The organism is Micromonospora sp. NBC_01638 (assembly GCF_045209745.1).
Lineage (GTDB): Bacteria > Actinomycetota > Actinomycetes > Mycobacteriales > Micromonosporaceae > Micromonospora.
Genome location: NZ_CP109273.1, coordinates 3,489,951 through 3,508,117, shown reverse-complemented (window position 1 = coordinate 3,508,117; position 18,167 = coordinate 3,489,951). Strand labels below are relative to the sequence as shown.

General features: G+C 69.8%; 18 protein-coding genes and 1 tRNA gene. 9 read left to right on the top strand and 10 right to left on the bottom strand.

Annotated elements, in window-relative coordinates:
- Positions 1-13 precede the first annotated feature (13 nt).
- On the bottom strand, positions 14-1,678 hold the full coding sequence (locus OG811_RS16640) for a copper resistance CopC/CopD family protein (protein WP_406066965.1): 1,665 nt from the start codon (positions 1,676-1,678) through the stop codon (positions 14-16).
- Between the two features lie 172 nt (positions 1,679-1,850).
- Here OG811_RS16640 and OG811_RS16635 point away from each other — a divergent pair, with 172 nt between their 5' ends.
- Genes OG811_RS16635 through OG811_RS16620 form a run of 4 tightly spaced genes read left to right on the top strand, consistent with a single transcriptional unit; the run spans position 1,851 to position 4,804 of the window.
- Positions 1,851-2,441: a sigma-70 family RNA polymerase sigma factor gene (locus OG811_RS16635; protein WP_406066964.1), complete on the top strand. Its 591-nt coding sequence runs from the start codon at positions 1,851-1,853 to the stop codon at positions 2,439-2,441.
- Between the two features lie 32 nt (positions 2,442-2,473).
- Positions 2,474-2,992 carry a MauE/DoxX family redox-associated membrane protein gene (locus OG811_RS16630; protein WP_406066963.1) on the top strand — a complete coding sequence of 173 codons (519 nt, stop codon included), beginning with the start codon at positions 2,474-2,476 and terminating at the stop codon, positions 2,990-2,992.
- The gene (locus OG811_RS16625; protein ID WP_406066962.1) at positions 2,985-3,701 is read left to right on the top strand and encodes a DsbA family protein; all 717 of its coding nucleotides are present in this window, start codon (positions 2,985-2,987) and stop codon (positions 3,699-3,701) included. Before OG811_RS16630 ends, OG811_RS16625 begins: the two co-directional genes overlap by 8 nt.
- Positions 3,698-4,804 carry a hypothetical protein gene (locus OG811_RS16620; RefSeq protein WP_406066961.1) on the top strand — a complete coding sequence of 369 codons (1,107 nt, stop codon included), beginning with the start codon at positions 3,698-3,700 and terminating at the stop codon, positions 4,802-4,804. The genes OG811_RS16625 and OG811_RS16620 overlap by 4 nt, the downstream gene beginning before the upstream one ends.
- A 181-nt stretch (positions 4,805-4,985) precedes the next feature.
- Here OG811_RS16620 and OG811_RS16615 read toward each other — a convergent pair whose 3' ends face one another.
- The 4 genes from OG811_RS16615 to OG811_RS16600 are packed head-to-tail and all read right to left on the bottom strand — an operon-like array spanning position 4,986 to position 7,680.
- Positions 4,986-5,759: an energy-coupling factor ABC transporter ATP-binding protein gene (locus tag OG811_RS16615; RefSeq protein WP_406066960.1), complete on the bottom strand. Its 774-nt coding sequence runs from the start codon at positions 5,757-5,759 to the stop codon at positions 4,986-4,988.
- Positions 5,756-6,526, bottom strand: coding sequence for a cobalt ECF transporter T component CbiQ (cbiQ, locus tag OG811_RS16610; RefSeq protein WP_406066959.1), 771 nt, complete (start codon positions 6,524-6,526; stop codon positions 5,756-5,758). Before cbiQ ends, OG811_RS16615 begins: the two co-directional genes overlap by 4 nt.
- Before the next feature lie 15 nt (positions 6,527-6,541).
- Positions 6,542-6,967 (bottom strand): PDGLE domain-containing protein, encoded by a 426-nt coding sequence (locus tag OG811_RS16605; protein WP_406066958.1) that lies wholly within the window; start codon positions 6,965-6,967, stop codon positions 6,542-6,544.
- On the bottom strand, positions 6,964-7,680 hold the full coding sequence (locus OG811_RS16600; RefSeq protein ID WP_406066957.1) for an energy-coupling factor ABC transporter permease: 717 nt from the start codon (positions 7,678-7,680) through the stop codon (positions 6,964-6,966). The genes OG811_RS16605 and OG811_RS16600 overlap by 4 nt, the downstream gene beginning before the upstream one ends.
- Before the next feature lie 271 nt (positions 7,681-7,951).
- Here OG811_RS16600 and bcp point away from each other — a divergent pair, with 271 nt between their 5' ends.
- The 3 genes from bcp (at position 7,952) to OG811_RS16585 (ending at position 9,203) form a co-directional block, all read left to right on the top strand.
- Complete coding sequence (bcp, locus tag OG811_RS16595) at positions 7,952-8,428, top strand: thioredoxin-dependent thiol peroxidase (RefSeq protein WP_406066956.1); 477 nt, start codon at positions 7,952-7,954, stop codon at positions 8,426-8,428.
- A 72-nt stretch (positions 8,429-8,500) separates the two neighbouring features.
- Positions 8,501-8,583, top strand: a tRNA-Leu gene (locus OG811_RS16590).
- Positions 8,584-8,675: 92 nt separating this feature from the next.
- Positions 8,676-9,203 (top strand): GNAT family N-acetyltransferase, encoded by a 528-nt coding sequence (locus OG811_RS16585; RefSeq protein ID WP_406066955.1) that lies wholly within the window; start codon positions 8,676-8,678, stop codon positions 9,201-9,203.
- Between the two features lie 4 nt (positions 9,204-9,207).
- Here the strand turns inward: OG811_RS16585 and OG811_RS16580 are convergent, their stop codons facing one another.
- Both OG811_RS16580 and OG811_RS16575 read right to left on the bottom strand, forming a co-directional pair.
- Positions 9,208-10,197 (bottom strand): expansin EXLX1 family cellulose-binding protein, encoded by a 990-nt coding sequence (locus OG811_RS16580; RefSeq protein ID WP_406066954.1) that lies wholly within the window; start codon positions 10,195-10,197, stop codon positions 9,208-9,210.
- A 115-nt stretch (positions 10,198-10,312) separates the two neighbouring features.
- The gene (locus tag OG811_RS16575; protein ID WP_406066953.1) at positions 10,313-11,131 is read right to left on the bottom strand and encodes an MOSC domain-containing protein; all 819 of its coding nucleotides are present in this window, start codon (positions 11,129-11,131) and stop codon (positions 10,313-10,315) included.
- A gap of 242 nt (positions 11,132-11,373) precedes the next feature.
- On the opposite strand from OG811_RS16575, the gene OG811_RS16570 reads away from it, so the two are divergent.
- Together OG811_RS16570 and OG811_RS16565 are read left to right on the top strand one after the other, a co-directional pair.
- A complete protein-coding gene (locus OG811_RS16570; protein WP_406066952.1) occupies positions 11,374-12,438 on the top strand; it encodes an LCP family protein in 1,065 nt (354 codons plus the stop codon).
- A 238-nt stretch (positions 12,439-12,676) separates the two neighbouring features.
- Positions 12,677-14,107, top strand: a complete 1,431-nt coding sequence (locus OG811_RS16565; protein ID WP_406075763.1) for a sugar transferase — start codon at positions 12,677-12,679, stop codon at positions 14,105-14,107.
- 206 nt (positions 14,108-14,313) lie between these two features.
- Here OG811_RS16565 and OG811_RS16560 read toward each other — a convergent pair whose 3' ends face one another.
- The 3 genes from OG811_RS16560 to OG811_RS16550 all read right to left on the bottom strand — a co-directional run bounded on the left by OG811_RS16560 (position 14,314) and on the right by OG811_RS16550 (position 18,033).
- Positions 14,314-15,576, bottom strand: coding sequence for a DUF1501 domain-containing protein (locus OG811_RS16560; protein ID WP_406066951.1), 1,263 nt, complete (start codon positions 15,574-15,576; stop codon positions 14,314-14,316).
- 1 nt (position 15,577) lies between these two features.
- Complete coding sequence (locus OG811_RS16555; protein ID WP_406066950.1) at positions 15,578-16,846, bottom strand: DUF1800 family protein; 1,269 nt, start codon at positions 16,844-16,846, stop codon at positions 15,578-15,580.
- Positions 16,847-17,169: 323 nt separating this feature from the next.
- A complete protein-coding gene (locus OG811_RS16550) occupies positions 17,170-18,033 on the bottom strand; it encodes a GH25 family lysozyme (protein WP_406066949.1) in 864 nt (287 codons plus the stop codon).
- Positions 18,034-18,167: the final 134 nt, after the last annotated feature.

The following is an 18,167-nucleotide window of genomic DNA, read 5'->3' as shown; positions in this document are numbered from 1 at the left end:
TTCGCGGGCCTCTCTAACGGATGGGCACGGTGGCGGTCACCGTGGCCTGGTCGATGTCGGTCGTTCGGACGGTGATCTTGATCTCCCAGTCACCGGCGGCCGGCAGGCTGATGTCGCCGTAGGCGTGGCTGTCCGTCAGGGGCAGCAACGGGACCTCGATCGGCTCGATCCCGGCCGAGGGCAGCGCCGCGGTGGCCCGCCACTCGGCCACCGGCAGCGGCAGGTTGTCCTTGCCGTACGCGTACAGGTGCACCGAGTTGTTGCCCCGCTCGGCCGGGCTCAGCTCGACCTCCAGCGAATAGAGCGGGCTGGACAGCCTGGTGCTGAAGAAGCCGGTTTCGGTGCCGGACGGCTCGGCCACGGCGGTCCGCGCGGGCGTGGTCTGCACGAGCGTCGCGGACAGGCCCAGCACCACCACGGTCACGGCCAGCTCCACCCAGACCGCCCGGCGTACCGGTGCCGGGCGCTGCGCCGCGATGCGTCGACGGACCAACTGCCGGGAGTACGCGGCCACGGCGATCACCACCGCGAACAGCCCGATCTTGGCCAGCAGCAACTGCCCGTACGTGGTGTTGAACAGCGCCTGCAGGGTGGCCACCTCGATCAACGCCTGGACGGTGCCGGCCAGCAGCAGCGCCGAGACGGCGAGCGCCGCCCAGCGCGACCAGATCGGCAGGATCGCGCCCAACTCCCGCTCGTCGGCCTGACGCAGCAGGAAACCGGCGAGCATGAGCAGACCACCCAGCCAGACCGCCATGCTGCCCAGGTGGACCGCGTCGACCACCACGGAGACCGCCGGCGCCGGCGAGGCCGCCGGGTGCCCGGCCAGGGGCCAGGTCAGCAGGGCGGCGCCGCCGAGCATGGCCAGGATGATCGCGTCAGCGCGGCTGGCCGGCCGGGCCAGCAGCGGATGGAGCAGGAAGGCGGAGGCCGCCAGCAGGCCGAGTCGGACCAGGTGGGCGGCGCCAAAGGCGCTGCCGAACACACTGCCGAACCCCTCGCCGGTGACATCGAAGAGACCACCGCCGGCGGTGTAGGGCACCTGCAACCACAGATCGGCGAGGGTGGCGAAAGCCACCAGGCCGAGGCCGGCCCAGGCCAGTCGGGTCGGCCCGCGCCGGGAGAGCCGTCGTGGCCAGAGCGCGGCGAGCACCAGTGCCGGCCCGACCAGCAGCACCAGACCCGCGTAGCCGAGGAAACGGGCCACCTTCACCGCCGTGCCCACCACCGGGTTGGCGCGGCTGTCCTCGCCGGAGTCGACGGGTGGCGTCGAGGGTGCGCCGACCGAGTAGGTGAACGCCCCGGAGACCGGGTGGCTGTCGGCGGAGATCACCCGGAAGCTGACCAGGTAGGTGCCGCGCTCGCCGGTCGGGTCCACCGGGATGCTCACGACACCGCCGTCGAACGACGGCTCGCCCCGGTCGGCCCGGGAGCCGTCCGGCCCGATGATCCGGATCTTGCCGGGGACCTTGCGGACCGACTCGCTGAACGTCAGCACCACCTCGGACGGCGCGCTCGGCACGATGGAGGAGGCAGCCGGGCTGCTACTCTGCAGCACCGCGTGGGCGCTGGCCGGGGTGGCTGGCGCGAGCAACAAGGCGACGGCGGTGACCAGGAGGCCAGCGGCTGCGGCCAGCCGGGCGATCCAGCGGCGGGGGGCGACAGTCATGCCAGCCATGGTCGCCGACGGATGTCGCTTTCGGCGACCCGAGGCGGGTGATCGCGTCCGTGGTCGCACGTCATGACCGGGTAGTCGGCCCGTGCGGGGGAAAAGTTCCCGACGTGGCGCAGACCATCCAAGAGTCGAAGGACCCTTACTCTCCGCCGGGTGCCGCGTAACCTGGTTTGTCGTGATCCCCGTCCCGCGTGACACCGGTGGTGCCGGTCCGACGGAGCCGGCCTGTGACGCCTCCCGGGACCCGGCCACCGAGTGGGCGCTGACCGCCCGCGACGGTGACCCGGCAGCCCAGGCGGCGTTCGTCCGGCTGACCCAGGTCGAGGTCTGGCGGTTCGCCGCCGCCCTGGTCGACCCGGACAGCGCCGACGATCTGACCCAGGAGACGTACCTGCGGGCGTTCCGGGCCCTGCCCGCGTTCGAGGGTCGCTCCAGCGCCCGCACGTGGCTGCTCGGCATCGCCCGGCGGGCCTGCGCCGACCACCTGCGCACGGTGATCCGCCGCCGCCGGCTCGACGAGCGCCTGGCGGCGAACGCGTACACCGACCACCCCCACCCGGACCCGGCCGGCCAACTCGGTGCCACCGACCTGGTCCGCCGGCTCAGCGCCGACCGGCGCGCAGCGTTCGTGCTCACCCAGCTGCTCGGCCTGTCGTACGCCGAGGCCGCCGCCGTCGAAGGGGTCCCGGTGGGCACCATCCGTTCGCGGGTCGCCCGGGCCCGCGACGAGCTGGTCGAGGCGGTCGGCGACGCCCTGACCGGCTGAGCGTGGAACTTCCGGCGGAGACGGGACGACAAATGAGCGTGACTTCCATCCCGGTCGGCCGTTGGCCTGTCATCCGGCCCTGGCTCGGCGCGGCGGCCCGGCTCGGCCTCGCCGCCGTCTGGCTGATTGCTGGCGCGTCGAAGGTGGGCGATCTGGCCGCCTCGGGGCGGGCCGTCAACGCGTATCAGGTGATGCCGTACGACGTGGCGGTCGTGATCGGCGCGGCCCTGCCCTTCGTCGAGCTGGCGCTGGGCGTGCTGTTGCTGCTCGGGCTGGCCACCCGGCTCGTCGCCGGGGTGTCCGCCGCACTGCTGGTGGTCTTCGTCGTGGGGATCGCCTCGGCCTGGGCGCGTGGGCTGGCCATCGACTGCGGCTGCTTCGGTAGTGGCGGGCAACTGGCCGAGGGGCAGGCTCCCAGTTACCTTTCGGAGACCCTTCGGGACCTGGGATTCTTGGTGCTGGCCGCATTTCTGCTGATCTGGCCGCGTACGCCCGTCTCGGTGGACGGGTGGCTGTCCGGCGAACCCGCTGTGGAGGACGAGGATGAGTAGTCGCAAGGGGCAGCGGGACGCCGCCCGGGTGGTCCGTCAGCAACTCGCCCGCGAGCGGCGGCGCCGGCGCACGATCTGGGTCTCCGCCGCCGCGGTCGCCGTCCTGGTCATCGCCGGCGTCATCGGCTGGACTGTCTGGTCCAACCAGCGCTCCGGCAGCTTTACCACCCCACCCGGTGCCAACGCGGCCGGCACCGGCATCGTCACCGGCGGTGGGCCGGTCACGGTCGACGTCTACGAGGATTTCCTCTGCCCGGCCTGCAAACAGTTCGAGCAGACCAGCGGGGCGACTCTGGAGCAGTTGGTGGCCGAGAACAAGGCGAAGGTGGTCTACCACCCGGTGGCGTACCTCAACCGCTTCTCCACCACCGAGTACTCCACCCGCTCCTCGGCCGCCTCCGGCTGCGCCGCGGCCGGAGGCAAGTTCCGCGAGTACGCCAAGGCGCTGTTCGACAAGCAGCCGTCCGAGGGCGGCGCCGGCCTCCCCGACGACGAGCTGATCGACATCGGCGTCGGCGTGGGCCTCGACCGGGGCTCGTTCGGCGGCTGCGTCAACGACCGCACGTACCGGACGTGGACCGAACACGTCACCGACGAGGCCAGCCGGAGCAAGGTCACCGGCACGCCGACCGTCATGGTCAACGGTCAGCCGCTCACCAACCCGACCCCGGATAATCTCACCGCAGCCGTGGCGGCGGCCGGCAAGTGATCCGTACCCTGCTGCCCCGCGCCGGCCTGGTCGCCGCCGCAGCCTGCGCGGCCACCCTGCTCACCGCGGCGCCCGCCGCCGCGCACGGCGCCGACGCACCTGACGGCACCGACTACCGCACCCGGACCACCGGGGTCGCACCGGCGCGGCCAGGGCTGGAGGTACGCGTCGTCGAGGCGGGCGCCCGACTGGAGTTGACCAACCGCACCGGCCGCGCCGTCGAGGTCATCGGCTACTCCGGCGAGCCGTACCTGCGGGTCGGCCCGGACGGGGTGTTCGAAAACAGCCGCTCCCCCGCCACGTATCTGAACCGCACCCTCGCCGGGGACACCGCGCTCCCGGCCGAGGCCGACCCGGCCGCGCCGCCGTCCTGGCGGCGGATCGCCGACCAGCCCACGGTGCGCTGGCACGACCAACGCGCGCTGTGGCAGGAGTCCGCACCACCGGCGGCCGTACGCGCCGCGCCGGACCGCGAGCACCGGGTCCGGGACTGGACGGTCCCGCTGCGCGACGGCGCCGACCCGTTGGTGATCGGCGGAACGCTGGACTGGGTGCCGCCGCCGGACGCATTCACCTGGTGGGCGGTGACCATCGTGGGGCTGCTCGCGGTGGGCGCGCTCGGCCTGGTCGCCGCCGCCGACCCGGCCGGCGCCCGCGCGATGTCCGCGCTGGGAGTGTTGCTGGTCGCCGGCGGGGCACTGGCCGTCGTGTACCCGGTGGGGCGGGAGCTGGACGCGGGTGCCCAGGGTGTGGGCGGGGTGGTGGTCGGGCTGCTCTCCGGGCAGATCTGGTCGCTGCTCACCGGCCTCGGTGCGATCGCCGCCGGTTGGTACGCGCTGGCCCGCCGCCCGGCCGCCGACTTCGCGGTGGCGCTGGCCGGAGCCTGCCTGGCCCTCTTCGCCGGTGCGACGAACGCCGCGGTGTTCGCCCGGTCCATCGCCCCGGTCCCCTGGTCGCCCGAGGCCGCCCGCGTCATGATCGCGCTGGTGCTGATCACCGGCGCCGGCGCAACCACCGCCGGCATCCTCCGCCTACACGCCGCCTCCAGAACCCCCAACCCCACTCCCAACTCCACCCCCAACCCAACCCCTGCCCAAACCTGACCCACCCCCACCCCCGCGATCTTGCACTTTGTGTCGCCGATACGCGGCTTTTGTGGCAAATGTCGAGACAGAAAGTGCAAGATCGCCGCGGGCTGGGGTGGGGGGCGGGGTTTGGGGTTAGTCCTTGCTGCTTCGCTCCGCGAAGCGGCCCTAATCGGGAGGAAGTAGGTCTACTTCCGAGTTAGGGGTTTGGGGTGGGGGTGAAGGGGGTGAAACCGTGGGGGAGCTCCAGGCGGTGGCGGGCCAGCAGGGGCGCGTCACGCAGGAGGGCGACGGTGGGGGCGTCGGCGACGATCCGGCCACCGTCCAGGATCACTGAGCGTTCGCACAGCTCCGCCGCGTACGGCAGGTCATGCGTGACCATCAGCAGGGTCACCGGCAGGTCGCGCAGGATCTCGGCCAGCTCCCGGCGGGCCGCCGGGTCCAGGTTCGACGACGGCTCGTCGAGCACCAGGATCTCCGGGTGCATGGCGAGCACGGTGGCCACCGCCACCCGACGGCGCTGCCCGAACGAGAGATGCTGCGGGGCCCGATCCCGGTGCTCACCCATCCCCACCGCGGCGAGCGCCTCGTCCACCCGGGCGGCCAACTCCGCCCCGCGCAGACCCAGGTTCGCCGGCCCGAACGCCACGTCCTCCGCCACCGTGGGCAGGAACAACTGGTCGTCCGGGTCCTGAAAGACGATGCCCACTCGGCGGCGCACCTCGGCCAGGGTGGCCCGATCCGGTGTGACCGTCAGCCCGCCGACACTCACGCTGCCCTCGGTCGGGCTGAGGATGCCGTTGAGATGCAGCACCAGCGTGGTCTTTCCGGCGCCGTTGGGCCCGAGCAGCGCCACCCGATCGCCGCGCGGCACGTTCAGGTCCACCCCGTGCAGGGCGACGTGCCCATCGGGGTACGCGTACCGGACACCACGAACGTCCAGCGAGACAGCGGTCTGCACGACACCGATCATGACAGCACGACGGCGGTGGCGGCGATGGCGGCCGCCAACACCGGCACGGTCGCCGCGACCAGCCACTGGCTGACGCTCGCCGCACCCTCGCCCTGCCACACGGCGGGCATCCGCCCGGTGTACCCCCTCGACAGCATCGCCAGATAGACCCGCTCACCGCGCTCGAAGGCGCGCAGGAACAACGCCCCGATCCCGGCGGCGAAGCCGCGCAACTGCCACAGGAAGCGCGGGTCGTCACCCCGGGAGATCCGCGCCACCCGCATCCGCTTCGCCTCGCCGATCAGCACGTCGAGGTAGCGCAGCATGAACGTGGCGATCTGGGTCAGCACCTGCGGGCAGTGCAGCCGGTCCAACCCCACGATCAGGTCCCGGGTGGTGGTGGTCGCGGCGAGCAGCAGCGAGGCGAGCACGCCCAGGGTGCCCTTGGCCAGGATGTTCCACGCGCCGTGCAGCCCGTCCTCGGACAGCCGCAGGCCCCACACGTCGACCCGCTCGCCGGTCCCGAGGAACGGCAGCGCGACGGCGAACAGCACGAACGGCAGCTCGATCAACGCCCGGCTGAGCAACCACCGCGGCCCCACCCGGGCCAGCGCCGCCACCGCCGCCACCAGCACGACGTACGCGCCGAAGGCCCAGAAAGCCGTCCGTGGGGTGGCCACCACGGCGACGGTGAAGACCACCATCGCCACGATCTTGACCTCGGGCGGGAGCCGGTGCACCGGCGAGTCCGACTCGCGGTACAGCACATGCCCGTGACCGGCACCCATTGCGCGTACCCCTGCTCAGCTGGCCGCGTCGGCGCGGCGCCGGACGTCGTCGGACGTCGCGGGGTCGCCCTCTGCGGGCGTCGTCGTGTCGCCGTCGGTCAGTGTGGTGCCCCGGCGGCGCAGCAGCCAGAAGCCGCCAGCGCCGATCGCGAAGGTGACCAGCACCCCGAGCACCCCGGAGAGGCCGGTGGACACGAAGCTGTTCTGCACGCCCCGCACGCCGTAGTCGGCGAGCGGGCTGTCGGCCAGCTCGTGGTCCCGTGCCTGCTGGGCCGGGCAACTGCCGGCGACGATGTTGTCGTCGGCGTCGACCGTGCAGCCCTTGAGCAGGGAGGAGTCCAGCCCGTCCGGGTGGGACGAGGCGTAGTTGCTTACTACGCCGGCGAGCAGCAGGGCGACCAGCAGGCCGCCGGCCAGGAAGGCCCAGGAACGGTTCTTCATCGGACACCTCCGGCGACCGGGACGGCGGGGGTGGCGGGGGTGCGCAGGGAGCGCAGCGCGTACACCAGGTCGGGGCGCACCTTCGCGACGGTGAGCACGGTGGTCGCCGTGATCAGGCCCTCGCCGATGCCGATCAGCACGTGGACGCCGGCCATCGTGCCGGCCAGGCCGGCCAGGTTGCCGCCCAGGTCGGTGGTGCCACCCAGCCAGTACTGCAGGACGAAGCCCTGCGACGCGACCACCACACTGACCAGCGCCGCGACGAATGCGGTCACGGCCAGGCCGGCCCGCGTGCGGGGCAGCACCCGCAACAGCACCGCGATGAGCAGGTACGCCGCGGCGGTGCCGAGCACCGCCATGTTGGTGATGTTGAGGCCGAGCATCGCCACGCCGCCGTCACCGAAGATCAGCGCCTGCACGACCAGCACCACGGACACGCAGAGCGCGCCGACCCACGGACCGACCAGCATGGCGGCGAGCGCGCCACCGAGCAGGTGGCCACTCACGCCAGCGGTGAAGATCGGGAAGTTGAGCATCTGGACGGCGAAGATGAACGCCGCCACCAGGCCCGCCATCGGGGCCAGCCGGTCGTCCAGGTCGCGCCGGCCGCGCAGGACGCAGATGGTGAGCGCGGCAAGAGCGAGCGCAGCGAAAACCGCTGCGACGGGACCATCGATGATCCCGTTCGAGATGTGCATCGCCAGTGTCTCCACGCGACCTCCACACGTCAGCGGGCCCTGTCCGGGCCGGCGTGCGTCAGCTTATTTACCAACCCTCGTTGTTGCCAGACTATGGCAACAACGGATGATCTTGATCACCTTTCCAGACCAGGCTCGCTTCTGTGATCGACTCGTCTGATGCCGGGCTGTCCGCGAATCGCGGATGCCCCGGTTTCCGGAACGACGAGTCGACCTGCACGCGCCGCCGCGCACCTACGCGCGTCGCCGACGACGACTCACGCCGGCCCGGCGGTATCGTCGGGCCATGACCGTGCCCGACCGTCTCTCCCCCGGTGACCCCGCGCCCGAGTTCACCCTCGCCACCGACACCGGCGACCAGCTCTCCCTCGCCGACCTGCGAGGCCGCAAGGTCGTCCTGTACGCCTATCCGGCCGCGATGACGCCCGGCTGCACCAAGCAGGCCTGCGACTTCCGCGACTCACTCGCCTCGCTCCAGGCCGCCGGCTACGAGGTCATCGGCATCTCCCCGGACAAGCCGGAGAAGCTGGCGAAGTTCCGCGAGCGCGACGCGATCACCTTCCCGCTGGTGTCGGACCCGGACAAGGCGGTGTTGATCGCGTACGGCGCGTACGGCGAGAAGCAGCTGTACGGCAAGACCGTCACCGGCGTGATCCGCTCGACGTTCGTGATCGACGCCGACGGCAAGATCGAGCGAGCGCTCTACAACGTCAAGGCCACCGGGCACGTCGCCAAGCTCCGCCGCGACCTCGGCCTGGACTGATCTGGTCGATCCTCAGGGAGGCCGGGCTCACTCAACACCGCCGAAGCCGGACGCTCTAGACTCAGCGAGTTGGCGGGAGTGGCGTAACGGCAGCCGCGATAGGTTTAGGTCCTATTGTCCGAAAGGGCGTAGGGGTTCGAATCCCCTCTCCCGCACAGGTCAACAAGCACCGCGCGCCGACGCGCGGTTTGTCAGGTGTGTCACTGTCGCGGGTCGCGGGCCTGGTCGCCGGGTCAGGATGGCGAGCGTGAGTCTGCGCTTCGTCCTCGACCCCGACCTGACCCCGCAGCTGCGCGCTGAGATCGTCGACCTCTGGGTGGATGTCAGCAACGCCGACGGTGCGGTCGGCTTCGTGCCACCGGTCGCCGCCGACGACGTCCACGTCATCGCCGATCCGGCCTTCGCCGGCATCGCCGACGGGCCGGACCGGTTGCTGGTCGGATACTCCGGCGACCGGCTGGTGGCTTTGCTGATCTTCAGTGACAACCGTTTCCCGCTCACGGCGCACTGGTGTGTGCTGAAGCGGGTGATGGTCCACCCGGACACCCAGGGCACCGGCTACGGCTCGGCGCTGATGGGTGAGGCCGCCCGGTTGGGCAGGGAGTTCGGCCATGAGGCGCTGCACATCACGGTGCGGGACGGGCTGGGGTTGGACAAGTTCTACGGCCGCCTCGGGTATCGGGAGATCGGCCGGCTGCCGGGCGCGTTGCGGGTGGCGCCCGGTGACGACCGGGACGAGATCCTGATGTGGCTCGACCTGACGTCGGTCGACTGAGCGGTCAGCCCGCGCACCAACGGGCGTTCGTCTCGGCAGGGCGGGTGGTGGGCGTGCCGGTGGGCGGTGAGCTCGCCCTCGCCACCTCGACGGGACGGCGGGTCGGCGTCGGCGTGCCGGTGGGTCGGTTGCCGGGCGGCCGGGCCGATGCGGACGGTCGCCCAGTGGCCGCCACGGCACTGCTCGCGTACATCCGGACCGTGCTGTTCTGCACCTGGCCGGGTGCCATCCGGATGCCGCCGACGGTGGCCCGGTTTCCGTACACGTCGCTGACGCGGATGCTGAACGGGCCGGGCCCGGCACCGGAGGTGATGAGCCAGTAGTTGTAGTCCTGCCGGGCGGCTGACCGCCACGGACCGCTGTCACCCTGCCGGACCTCGACGGATCGCAGTGGGTTGCCGTGGTTGCCGACGCGGACGGCGAACCACCACTGCGACGCGCCCTCCTTGATCCGGAAGGTGAGTGGCCCGGGTAGTGGCGGGTTGACCACCGCGCGGTAGGTGACGGCGACGAGGCCCTGGACCGGGTCGGCGATCCGGGCGAACGCCTCGCGGGACAGATCGAGGTGTCCGGGCTGGCACTCCGGGCACTGGTCCATGATCAACACTCGGACGGTGCCCTTCGGGCCGGTCACGTCGAGGAATCCACCGCAGGCGGCGCCGGCGGAATATTCCGTGGGGCCGAGGGCGACGTACAGCCGGTTGGCCGGGGCGGCGGGGTTCGAGCAGTTGCCGCCGGCGCCGTTCGAGTCGTAGAAGCTCGCCTTGCCGCTGTGCGTGGCGTTGCCGGTGGGCGGTGCGGCGGCGAGCGTCCGGCCGGCGGCGCAGGCCGGGGCGGAGCCGGACCGCAGGGCCAGGGTGAGCCCGAGCGCCGCCGCGAGGACGGTGACTCCGGTGGCGACAAGCCAGGGCATCGGGCCGGACGACGACGCGGGCCGGACCTCGGGGGCCCGGTCCAGGTCGATGTCGATGTCGACAGCGCTTGCGTCCGTCACGACAGCGATGCTGCCGGACCCGAGCGTGGACGGACAAGCCGGCTAAGCCAAAGCTAAGACAGCATCGACGGACGGTGATCGGCGCATTCCGATTGCCGGTTGGTGGCGTCCCCGGTCAGGACGCGATGGTGATCGGCGCACCAACGGACAGCGCTCCACTGTCGAGTGGCACCAGATTCAGTCCGAAGAGGAGTTTCTGCTTGACGTTGCGGTACCGCCCGAGTGTGCGCAGCGGCTCCTTCGTGCGTACCCCGGTCTCCTGGTCCGTTGTGGTCACCACGCAGCGGTCGCACGGCCCGGCGGCGCGGAACCGCAGGTCGCCGATGCGCAGCGACCGGCCGACCCAGTCGTCCTCGGCCCAGGCCGGCGCCCCGTCGACCACCAGGTTGGGTCGGAACCGGGTCATCGGCACCGGCTCCTCCCCCGCCTCGGCCAGCCAGTCGTTGAGGGCGTCGAGGGAGGCGGCGTTCGCCAGCAGCAGCGGGTAGGCGTCGGCGAACGCGACCTGGTCGCCGGTGTCGTATTCGCGTTCCTCGACGGCCAGGTGGCGGGTCGGCTGGGCCAGCCAGACCAGCCGGACCGCGCGGCCGAGCAGCGAGCCGAGCCAGTCGTCGGCCGCCCGGCCCGCCGGCAGAGCCGGGACCGGGTGCTTGCGGTTGCGGAAGGTACGCACCGCGACCGGTTCACCGCCGACAGGCTCACCCACGTCAAGGTCGGGCTGCCCGTCGGCCCGCAGCGACAGACCCCCTGGACGCACGGTCGCGCGCAGGCCGACCAGCCGGGTGGTCTCCCGCTGGGTGACACCGAAACCGTCGGCGTCCACGACCATCCAGCGCCGGTCGCCGGCCAGGCCCCACGGATGCACGAACGCATCGTCGTGGTCGAGGCGGTGACAACCCTTGACGGGGTACGTGTGAATCGATCTCAGCAGCACCCGCCCACCATGCCACGCCGATCCCGTCCCCTGGGTATCAGTGGTTGGCGGGGCTCTCCCGGTAGGGGAACCGCCGACCGGTGATGTTCCCGGGAGGTGACGAGCCAGCTGAGTGGCGTCCACCGCTGCTTCATATCAGCTTGAGGCAATCGTTCGCCGGAGAAGTCTTTTGGTCAGGATGTGGAGCCGGATGGGCCGGACGGGGGTACGTGACTGCAACCCGCAATCAGTAGCATCACGGCATGCAGTATCGCCAGGAGTACGTGGAACCCCAGACCCAGTTCATTGACGTTCAGTCGTCACCTGAGCCGACTGAGACGCCGCGGTCGCGGCGCCGCCGCCCTCGATGGCAAAAGGTCGCCCTGATCACCTTTCTGGTGGTGGCGTTGCTCGGCGGTGGCGGTCTGATCGCAGGCGGGCTCTACTTCCGCTCGATCAATTCCGACATCCAGCGGGTGGACGCGTTCGCCGACGTGCCCGAGGAGGGCCGTCCACAGGCGGCGGCCGAGGGCGCGATGAACATTCTGATTCTGGGCAGTGATTCCCGTGACCCGGAGGCCACGACCGGCTCGCGTACCGACAGCATCATCCTGGCTCACGTGCCGAAGGATCGGTCCAGTGCGCAACTCGTCTCGATCCCCCGGGACACCTGGGTGCCGGTGCCGAAGTCGAAGAACGGCAACAACGGAGGCCGGGATGCCAAGATCAACGCAGCCTACGCCTGGGGTGGGGTGCCGTTGATGGTGCAGACCGTGGAGAAGTTCACCGACGTGCGGATCGACCACGTCATGATCATTGACTTCGCTGGGTTCGTCGAGATCATCGACGCACTGGGCGGCGTCGACATCGACTCGGAGAAGTCCTTCACCTCGATTCACGAGCCGTTCCGCACGTTCCAACAGGGCAAGCAACGGATGGACGGCGAGGCTGCGCTGGACTATTCGCGGCAACGCAAGCAGTTCGCCGACGGCGACTTCGCGCGCATCCGGCACCAGCAGCAGGTGATCAAGGCAATCCTGGACCGAGCCGTCTCCGGCGGCATCCTCACCAACCCGGCCCGGCTCAACTCGTTCGTCAAGGCGACGTCCAGCGCGGTGTCGGTGGACGAGAAGATGTCCCTGCTGGACATGGCGACCGACCTGCGCAACCTGCGCGGCGGAAACCTGACATTCCTGACCAGCCCCACCAAGGGCACCGGACGGGTCGGCAGCGAGAGCGTGGTCTTCGCGAACACCGAGAAGGCCAAGACGTTCTACGGTGCCGTTCGGCGCGACGCGGTGGCGGAGATCCTGGCCGCCGGGAAGTAGGGCTGGCAATTGTCCTTCCGGCTCTGGCGGCGCAGCTGACCGGCTCATATCATGCGATCGCCCGTTGGCGCGACATGCACAGCCGGGGGTAGTCACGGGGGAGGAATCGTTCATGTCACGCCATTCGGCGGTCAGGTACTCGAGCACGCCCGACGGGGCCCCGGAACAGTCAGTGGTTCCACAGCAGTCGGTGGCTCCAGCGCAGGACGCGGCGGGCAACGCGCCGACTCGTGCCACGATGCCCGGCGTCGAGCGGCCCGAGCCGGCGGTCACCGCACCTACGGTTCCCGGTCTCGACACGACTGCGGTGCTGCCCTATGCCAGCTCCCGGGCCTCGACCGGCACGCGTTTCCTCCGGGCGTGGATGATGACGGCTCCGGTCGACATCATCGCGCTGCTGGCCCCGCTGCTGTTGAGCCAACACTACTGGCGCGGGACCCTGGCCAACGCCGCCCTCACGGTGGCCATCTTCGCGGCGGGCGGGCTCTATCGGGCCCGCCGTCACGTCAGCATTCTGGACGAACTGCCGATCCTCTGCGGACGGCTGCTGGCGTCGGCGGCGGTGGTGGCCATCATCGCGGCCGAACGCCACGCTTCGGTGGAGTACGTGACCGACTTCATGCGCGGTGTTGCGCTCTCCGCCGTGTTGGTCATCGCCGGCCGTGCGCTCAGCAGGAAGTTCACCATCGTCGCGCGTAGGCGGCGGTGGGTGGAGCACAACGCCATCATCATCGGTAGTGGCCCGATCGGTGTGGAACTCGCCCGACTGCTGAGGCGCTACCCCCAGTACGGCTTGCGCTTCGTTGGCTGCGTCGACGCCCCGTCCCGGCAGGACGCCGGGGCGGTTCCGCTGCTCGGCACCCTCGACAACGTCGAACAGCTCGTCCGGCTGCTGAATTGTGACGTCCTGGTCATCGCTGACCCGGACTGCACGGAGTCGACCCTGATCGAAACCCTGCTCCAGCCGCTCGCCTCGCGCTGCGACCTCTGGGTGGTGCCGCGCCTCTGGGGGTCCCGGTCCCAGGCTGGCTATCCCGACCACATCGGCGCCATCCCGATCGCCAAGATCGGTGACACGACCCTGTCCGGGCCGCGCTGGGCCATCAAGCGGGCCTCCGATGTCTTCGTCGCCACGATGGCACTGGTCCTGCTGAGCCCGGTGCTGCTGCTCTGCGCGATCGCAACGTTCATCGACGGCGGTCGGGGCATCTTCTTCTACCAGGAACGGATCGGCCGCTACGGCAAGCCGTTCAATGTCATCAAGTTCAGGTCGATGCGCCCGGTGGATGAGCAGGAGTCGCAGACGAACTGGTCCATCGCGCACGACCGACGGGTCGGACCGATCGGGCGGTTCATGCGCCGTACGTCACTGGACGAACTGCCTCAGCTCTGGAACATCGTGCGCGGTGAAATGAGCGTGGTCGGGCCGCGGCCGGAACGTCCACACTTTGTGGAGAAGTTCTCGGCCGAGTACCCCAACTATGCGATGCGCCACCGGGTGCCGGTCGGGCTCACCGGGCTCGCGCAGGTCAGCGGCCTCCGCGGCGACACGCCGATCTCCGACCGGGCGAGGTTCGACAACTACTACATCGAGAACTGGTCGCTCTGGCTTGACGTCAAGGTGGTGCTCCGCACGGTCGCGGAGGTGTTCCGCGGTGGTGGTCGCTGACCACCACCACCGGCCAGCTCACCGTCGATCCGCGGCGATGAGCGGCAGCGACCTCCCCTGAAGGGGCGCGGCCGGGCAACCCGTTGTCACCAGGATCCGGTGACCGGGTTGTCCGGTCGCGGCCTTGTCCAGTCGAGCGCCGGCAGCAACCGGGTCGCGTCAGCACCCGCCCCGAGCAGCGGGCTCCGACGAGCAAGGGCTGAACGTCAGTCGCGCACCAGCAACGGCAGCATCTTCGGCTTGTACCCTCCGCCGACATAGCGCGCCGGGTCCGCTTCCAACACCGAGGCCAGCAGCGTACCGATGACATCACGGAAGTCCGTCGTCGCCTTGAGGTCGCCGTCGTCCAGGTCGGTCAAGCTCGGCTGCTCGCCGTAGAGCCCGCCTGCGACCTTCGGACCCAGCACGAAGACTGGTCCGGCGGTGCCGTGGTCGGTGCCGTCCGAGGCGTTCGCGCGGACCCGTCGACCGAACTCGCTGTAGACGACCACGGTCACCCGCTGACCGGCCTCGGTCCGCGTCAGCCTGCCAACGAAGCTGGCCAACGCCTGATCGAGCTGACCCAGCAGCAACTCGTGGCCAACTCGCTCCGCCGCGTGCGTGTCGAAGCCACCAAGGCTCACCGAATACACGCGGGTGGGGACCCCGGCCTCGACACATTGCGCCACGCGCGAAAGCTGTTCGGAGAGAACGTTTGCGCCGCCCGTACTCGTGGCGGGGATGTCAGGTTGGACGGCGGCACCCGACGGGGCGCCCGTAGCTGTGGCATCCCGGATGAGCTGGTCGATCTTGATGAGATTCGCATACGAATCCGCGGCCCGCGCCTGCATCTCGGATTCGTGCGGCTCGCTCCGCCCCAGCACCTCGACCATGTTCGGGGTGACTCCGGCCGGCAACTTGAGCCCACCGATACTCACGCAAGCCCCCGTACGGGTCTCCCCGGCGAGTAGAGGCGGGAGCATGGGCTCGAAGCTCACCGCAGCCTCTGGGGCGGCATTGGTGCCGTCCAACCATCGGCCCACCCAACCGGAGTTGGCGGGACCGCTGGGTGAGGCGCTCTGCCAGATGTCCATGGATCGGAAGTGACTTCGGTCCGGCTTGGCGTACCCGGCACCGAGGACGACAGCCAACTGCTGTTGGCTCCACAGCTGACTCAGGCCCTTCATCACCGGATTCAACCCCAGTGAGTCGTCCAGCCCGAGCACTCGATCAGGCTCGTAGGCCAGCTCAGGTCGGGCCGCGTAATAGGCTGAGCTCGCGTAGGGAACGACCGTGTTGAGGCCATCGTTGCCACCGTAGAGCGTGACGATGACGAGCTTCCGCGTCTTCCGGTGATCTTCGCGGCTCGCGGCGTCACTCGCGGTGCCGAAGAGACCCGCCAGGTCCAGTTGCGCCGCCCCGGCGACGATGGCGGCACCCCCGGCAACGCCAGAAGCAAGAAGAAACCTGCGGCGGGTCACTGCGTCCATGTCACGTCACCAGATATTCCGGGCTCGCCAAGCCGAGGGTCAACAGACGCTGCGGATCGGTTGTGGCCTTCAGGGCCGCGTACGTCCTGTTGGTCCAGGTGTCGATGGTGAGAATGTGCGCCATGCCTTCCGGCGTCAGCCGTTGAGCCGGGACCAACTGAGCGATCCGACCGGCAAAGTTCAGGCGCGCGTGCGCCGCCCCGACGGTCAACCACTCGGCTCCTGCCGGCCACCCCTCGACGCTCGGGGGCGCGAACGGCAACTGCCCCAGCCGCTCCAGGCCGTTGAGGGAATAGTCCAGCATGTCGTCGGACAGTTCCCCCGGCCTCAGGCCCAACTGCCGCATCGCGCCGACGAACCATTCTGTCGGCTGCTTCACCAACGTGCCGGCGCTGGCCAGGAATGCCTCGTCCGCAAAGAGCTTCCGCAGCATCGATGCGGAGTTGGGGAATGCGTGCACCATGCTGTCCCGGGTGGACTTCGGAAGCGGCTCGGTCGACGAGGCATAGCGGAACCACAGTCGCTCGGCGATGTAAGCAGGGCAGCGGTCCTGCTTGAGCAGGAAGTCGACAAGCGAGTGCGCGTCGAAGTTCTTCGTCACGCCGAGGATGTTCTTCTTTCCGGCGTCGTGCGTGGCAGGGCTGAAGAAGGTGCGGGCCCCGTCATAGTCGATTTTCCAGCCGGTCAACGCTCGGCCTGCCGCTTTCACGTCCCGTTCGGTGTACCTGCCGATGCCGAGCATGAAGAGTTCCATCAACTCGCGACCGAGGTTCTCGTTGGGCGCGTCTCGCGTGTTGGTCTGCCCGTCGAGCCAGTAGACGAGCGCCGGATCAGTGATCATCTTGTGCGCCATCACCGCGAAGTCCAGCGAGCTACGCAGACTTCGATGCTGCAGGAACATCAGTTGTGGGCGGATCACCTTCCGCACCGAGGTGGCCCAGTGCCCGTGCCAGAAGAACCACAGCTTCTCGCGGGTCTGGTGGTCAGCAACCGTGAGGCGATCCAGCCACCACTGGGTGATCCGCTTCGTCTGCTCCCAACGCTCGACACTCGCCTTGGCCCGCTGGCCGTCGGTCGGGTTGGATAGGCCGGCCAAGGGATCCGGTTCGAGCACAGGCATCGGAGACAGCAGAGCTCCCACGTCCGGCGCTGTCGGCGCCGTGAGAGTGGCGACGGTTGCGTCGTACCCTGCCGTTTTTGCCGCAGCCAACTCAGAGGACGTGGGACCGAAACCGGCGCGGCGAAGTAGCAACGCGAGGTCGTCGGCCATGCGGTAAATGTAGGCGACGCCGATGACTCGCTCCAACCCGAGGGCTCAGGAGGAAACGCGACGCACACAGGTTGTTCGCTGCCACCGCGGCGCTCGTCGCGGCACGGTGCTGATCTCGGTCACCCCGGCGAGCGCCGCCGCCTCAAGTTGGTGGCGCGGACAGCGGGTCACTCTGCGCTCCGTAGACGCCTGCCACCGGGCCGACAAGCCAGCTGCGGTTGGCCTTGGCCAGCCTTCCCTGAAGAGGTGTCAGCCTGTTGGATTGGTGGCGGAGACAACGGTCTGCGCCGGTCATCGACGAAACGATCGCTGTCCGCCTGGGCTCAACGACTGATCGGCGTGCTGGGCCTGCGGAACGGTGGTGGGCCCGGGGGCGCAACACTGACCTCGGGGCTGGTGAGCCGGGTCAGGCTCGCGTAGTCGCCGTTGAAGACGTTCTTGCTGTAGTTCCCGGGCTGGGAGGGGTCGCCGGGCGCGTACTGCCAGATGGTCTCCTGGGCCCAGCCGGCGGGCAGCGGCGGCCGGGTGGAGGTATAGCCGGCGATGTCCAACAGGAGGCCGCCGAAGGAGGCGTCGTTGTTGGTGCAGGGGTTCCAGAAGTTGGTGTTCGTGTAGATCATCATCGGTCGGCCGATGCGCGCCTTGACCTGGTCGGTGAACGTCCGAACCCAGTTGGTCAGCTCCGTGGGGGTCAGCCCGTAGCAGGTCGGGGCTCCACCCCAGTACGGCCACTCGAAATCGAGCATGGGCACGAGCGTGCGCGAGTCCTTCGCCCACTGCATGTTGTCGATGAAGTAGTTGGCCTCCCCGACCGGGTCCCGTCCGTCCGGTCGGGCGAAGTGGTACGCGCCGACGAAGAGACCTGCCGCCTTCGCCGCCGCGAAGTCGCCCTTGAAGTAGGGGTTGAGGTAGTCGTTTCCCTCGGTCGCCTTGATGTAGGCGAACGTGTTCCCCTCGGCCACCACAGCACTCCAGTTGATCGGCCCGAGGTTGTGATCGTGGCTGGAGACGTCGATGCCGCTGATCGTGTAGCCGGCAGGTGGGGTCACCAGCGCAGACACCGGGCTCTTCCGCACGCCCGGCGTGGCGCCGGCGTTGGCCCGACCACCACCGTCGGGAGCCGCCGCCGCACTTGCCGCCTGCGACGTGCTGAGCAGGCCGACAGCCAGCGCGGAAGAAACCAGCACAGCGATCCATTTTCGTGACATGGGTAGCCCGAATCTCCTTGCTCAGAAGCCAACGTCTCGCGGCCTGGTCAGCGAGACGCGGCATCGCATGGACCGGCCCATCAACCGGCGCGAAAGGACGTTCGCACCTTACG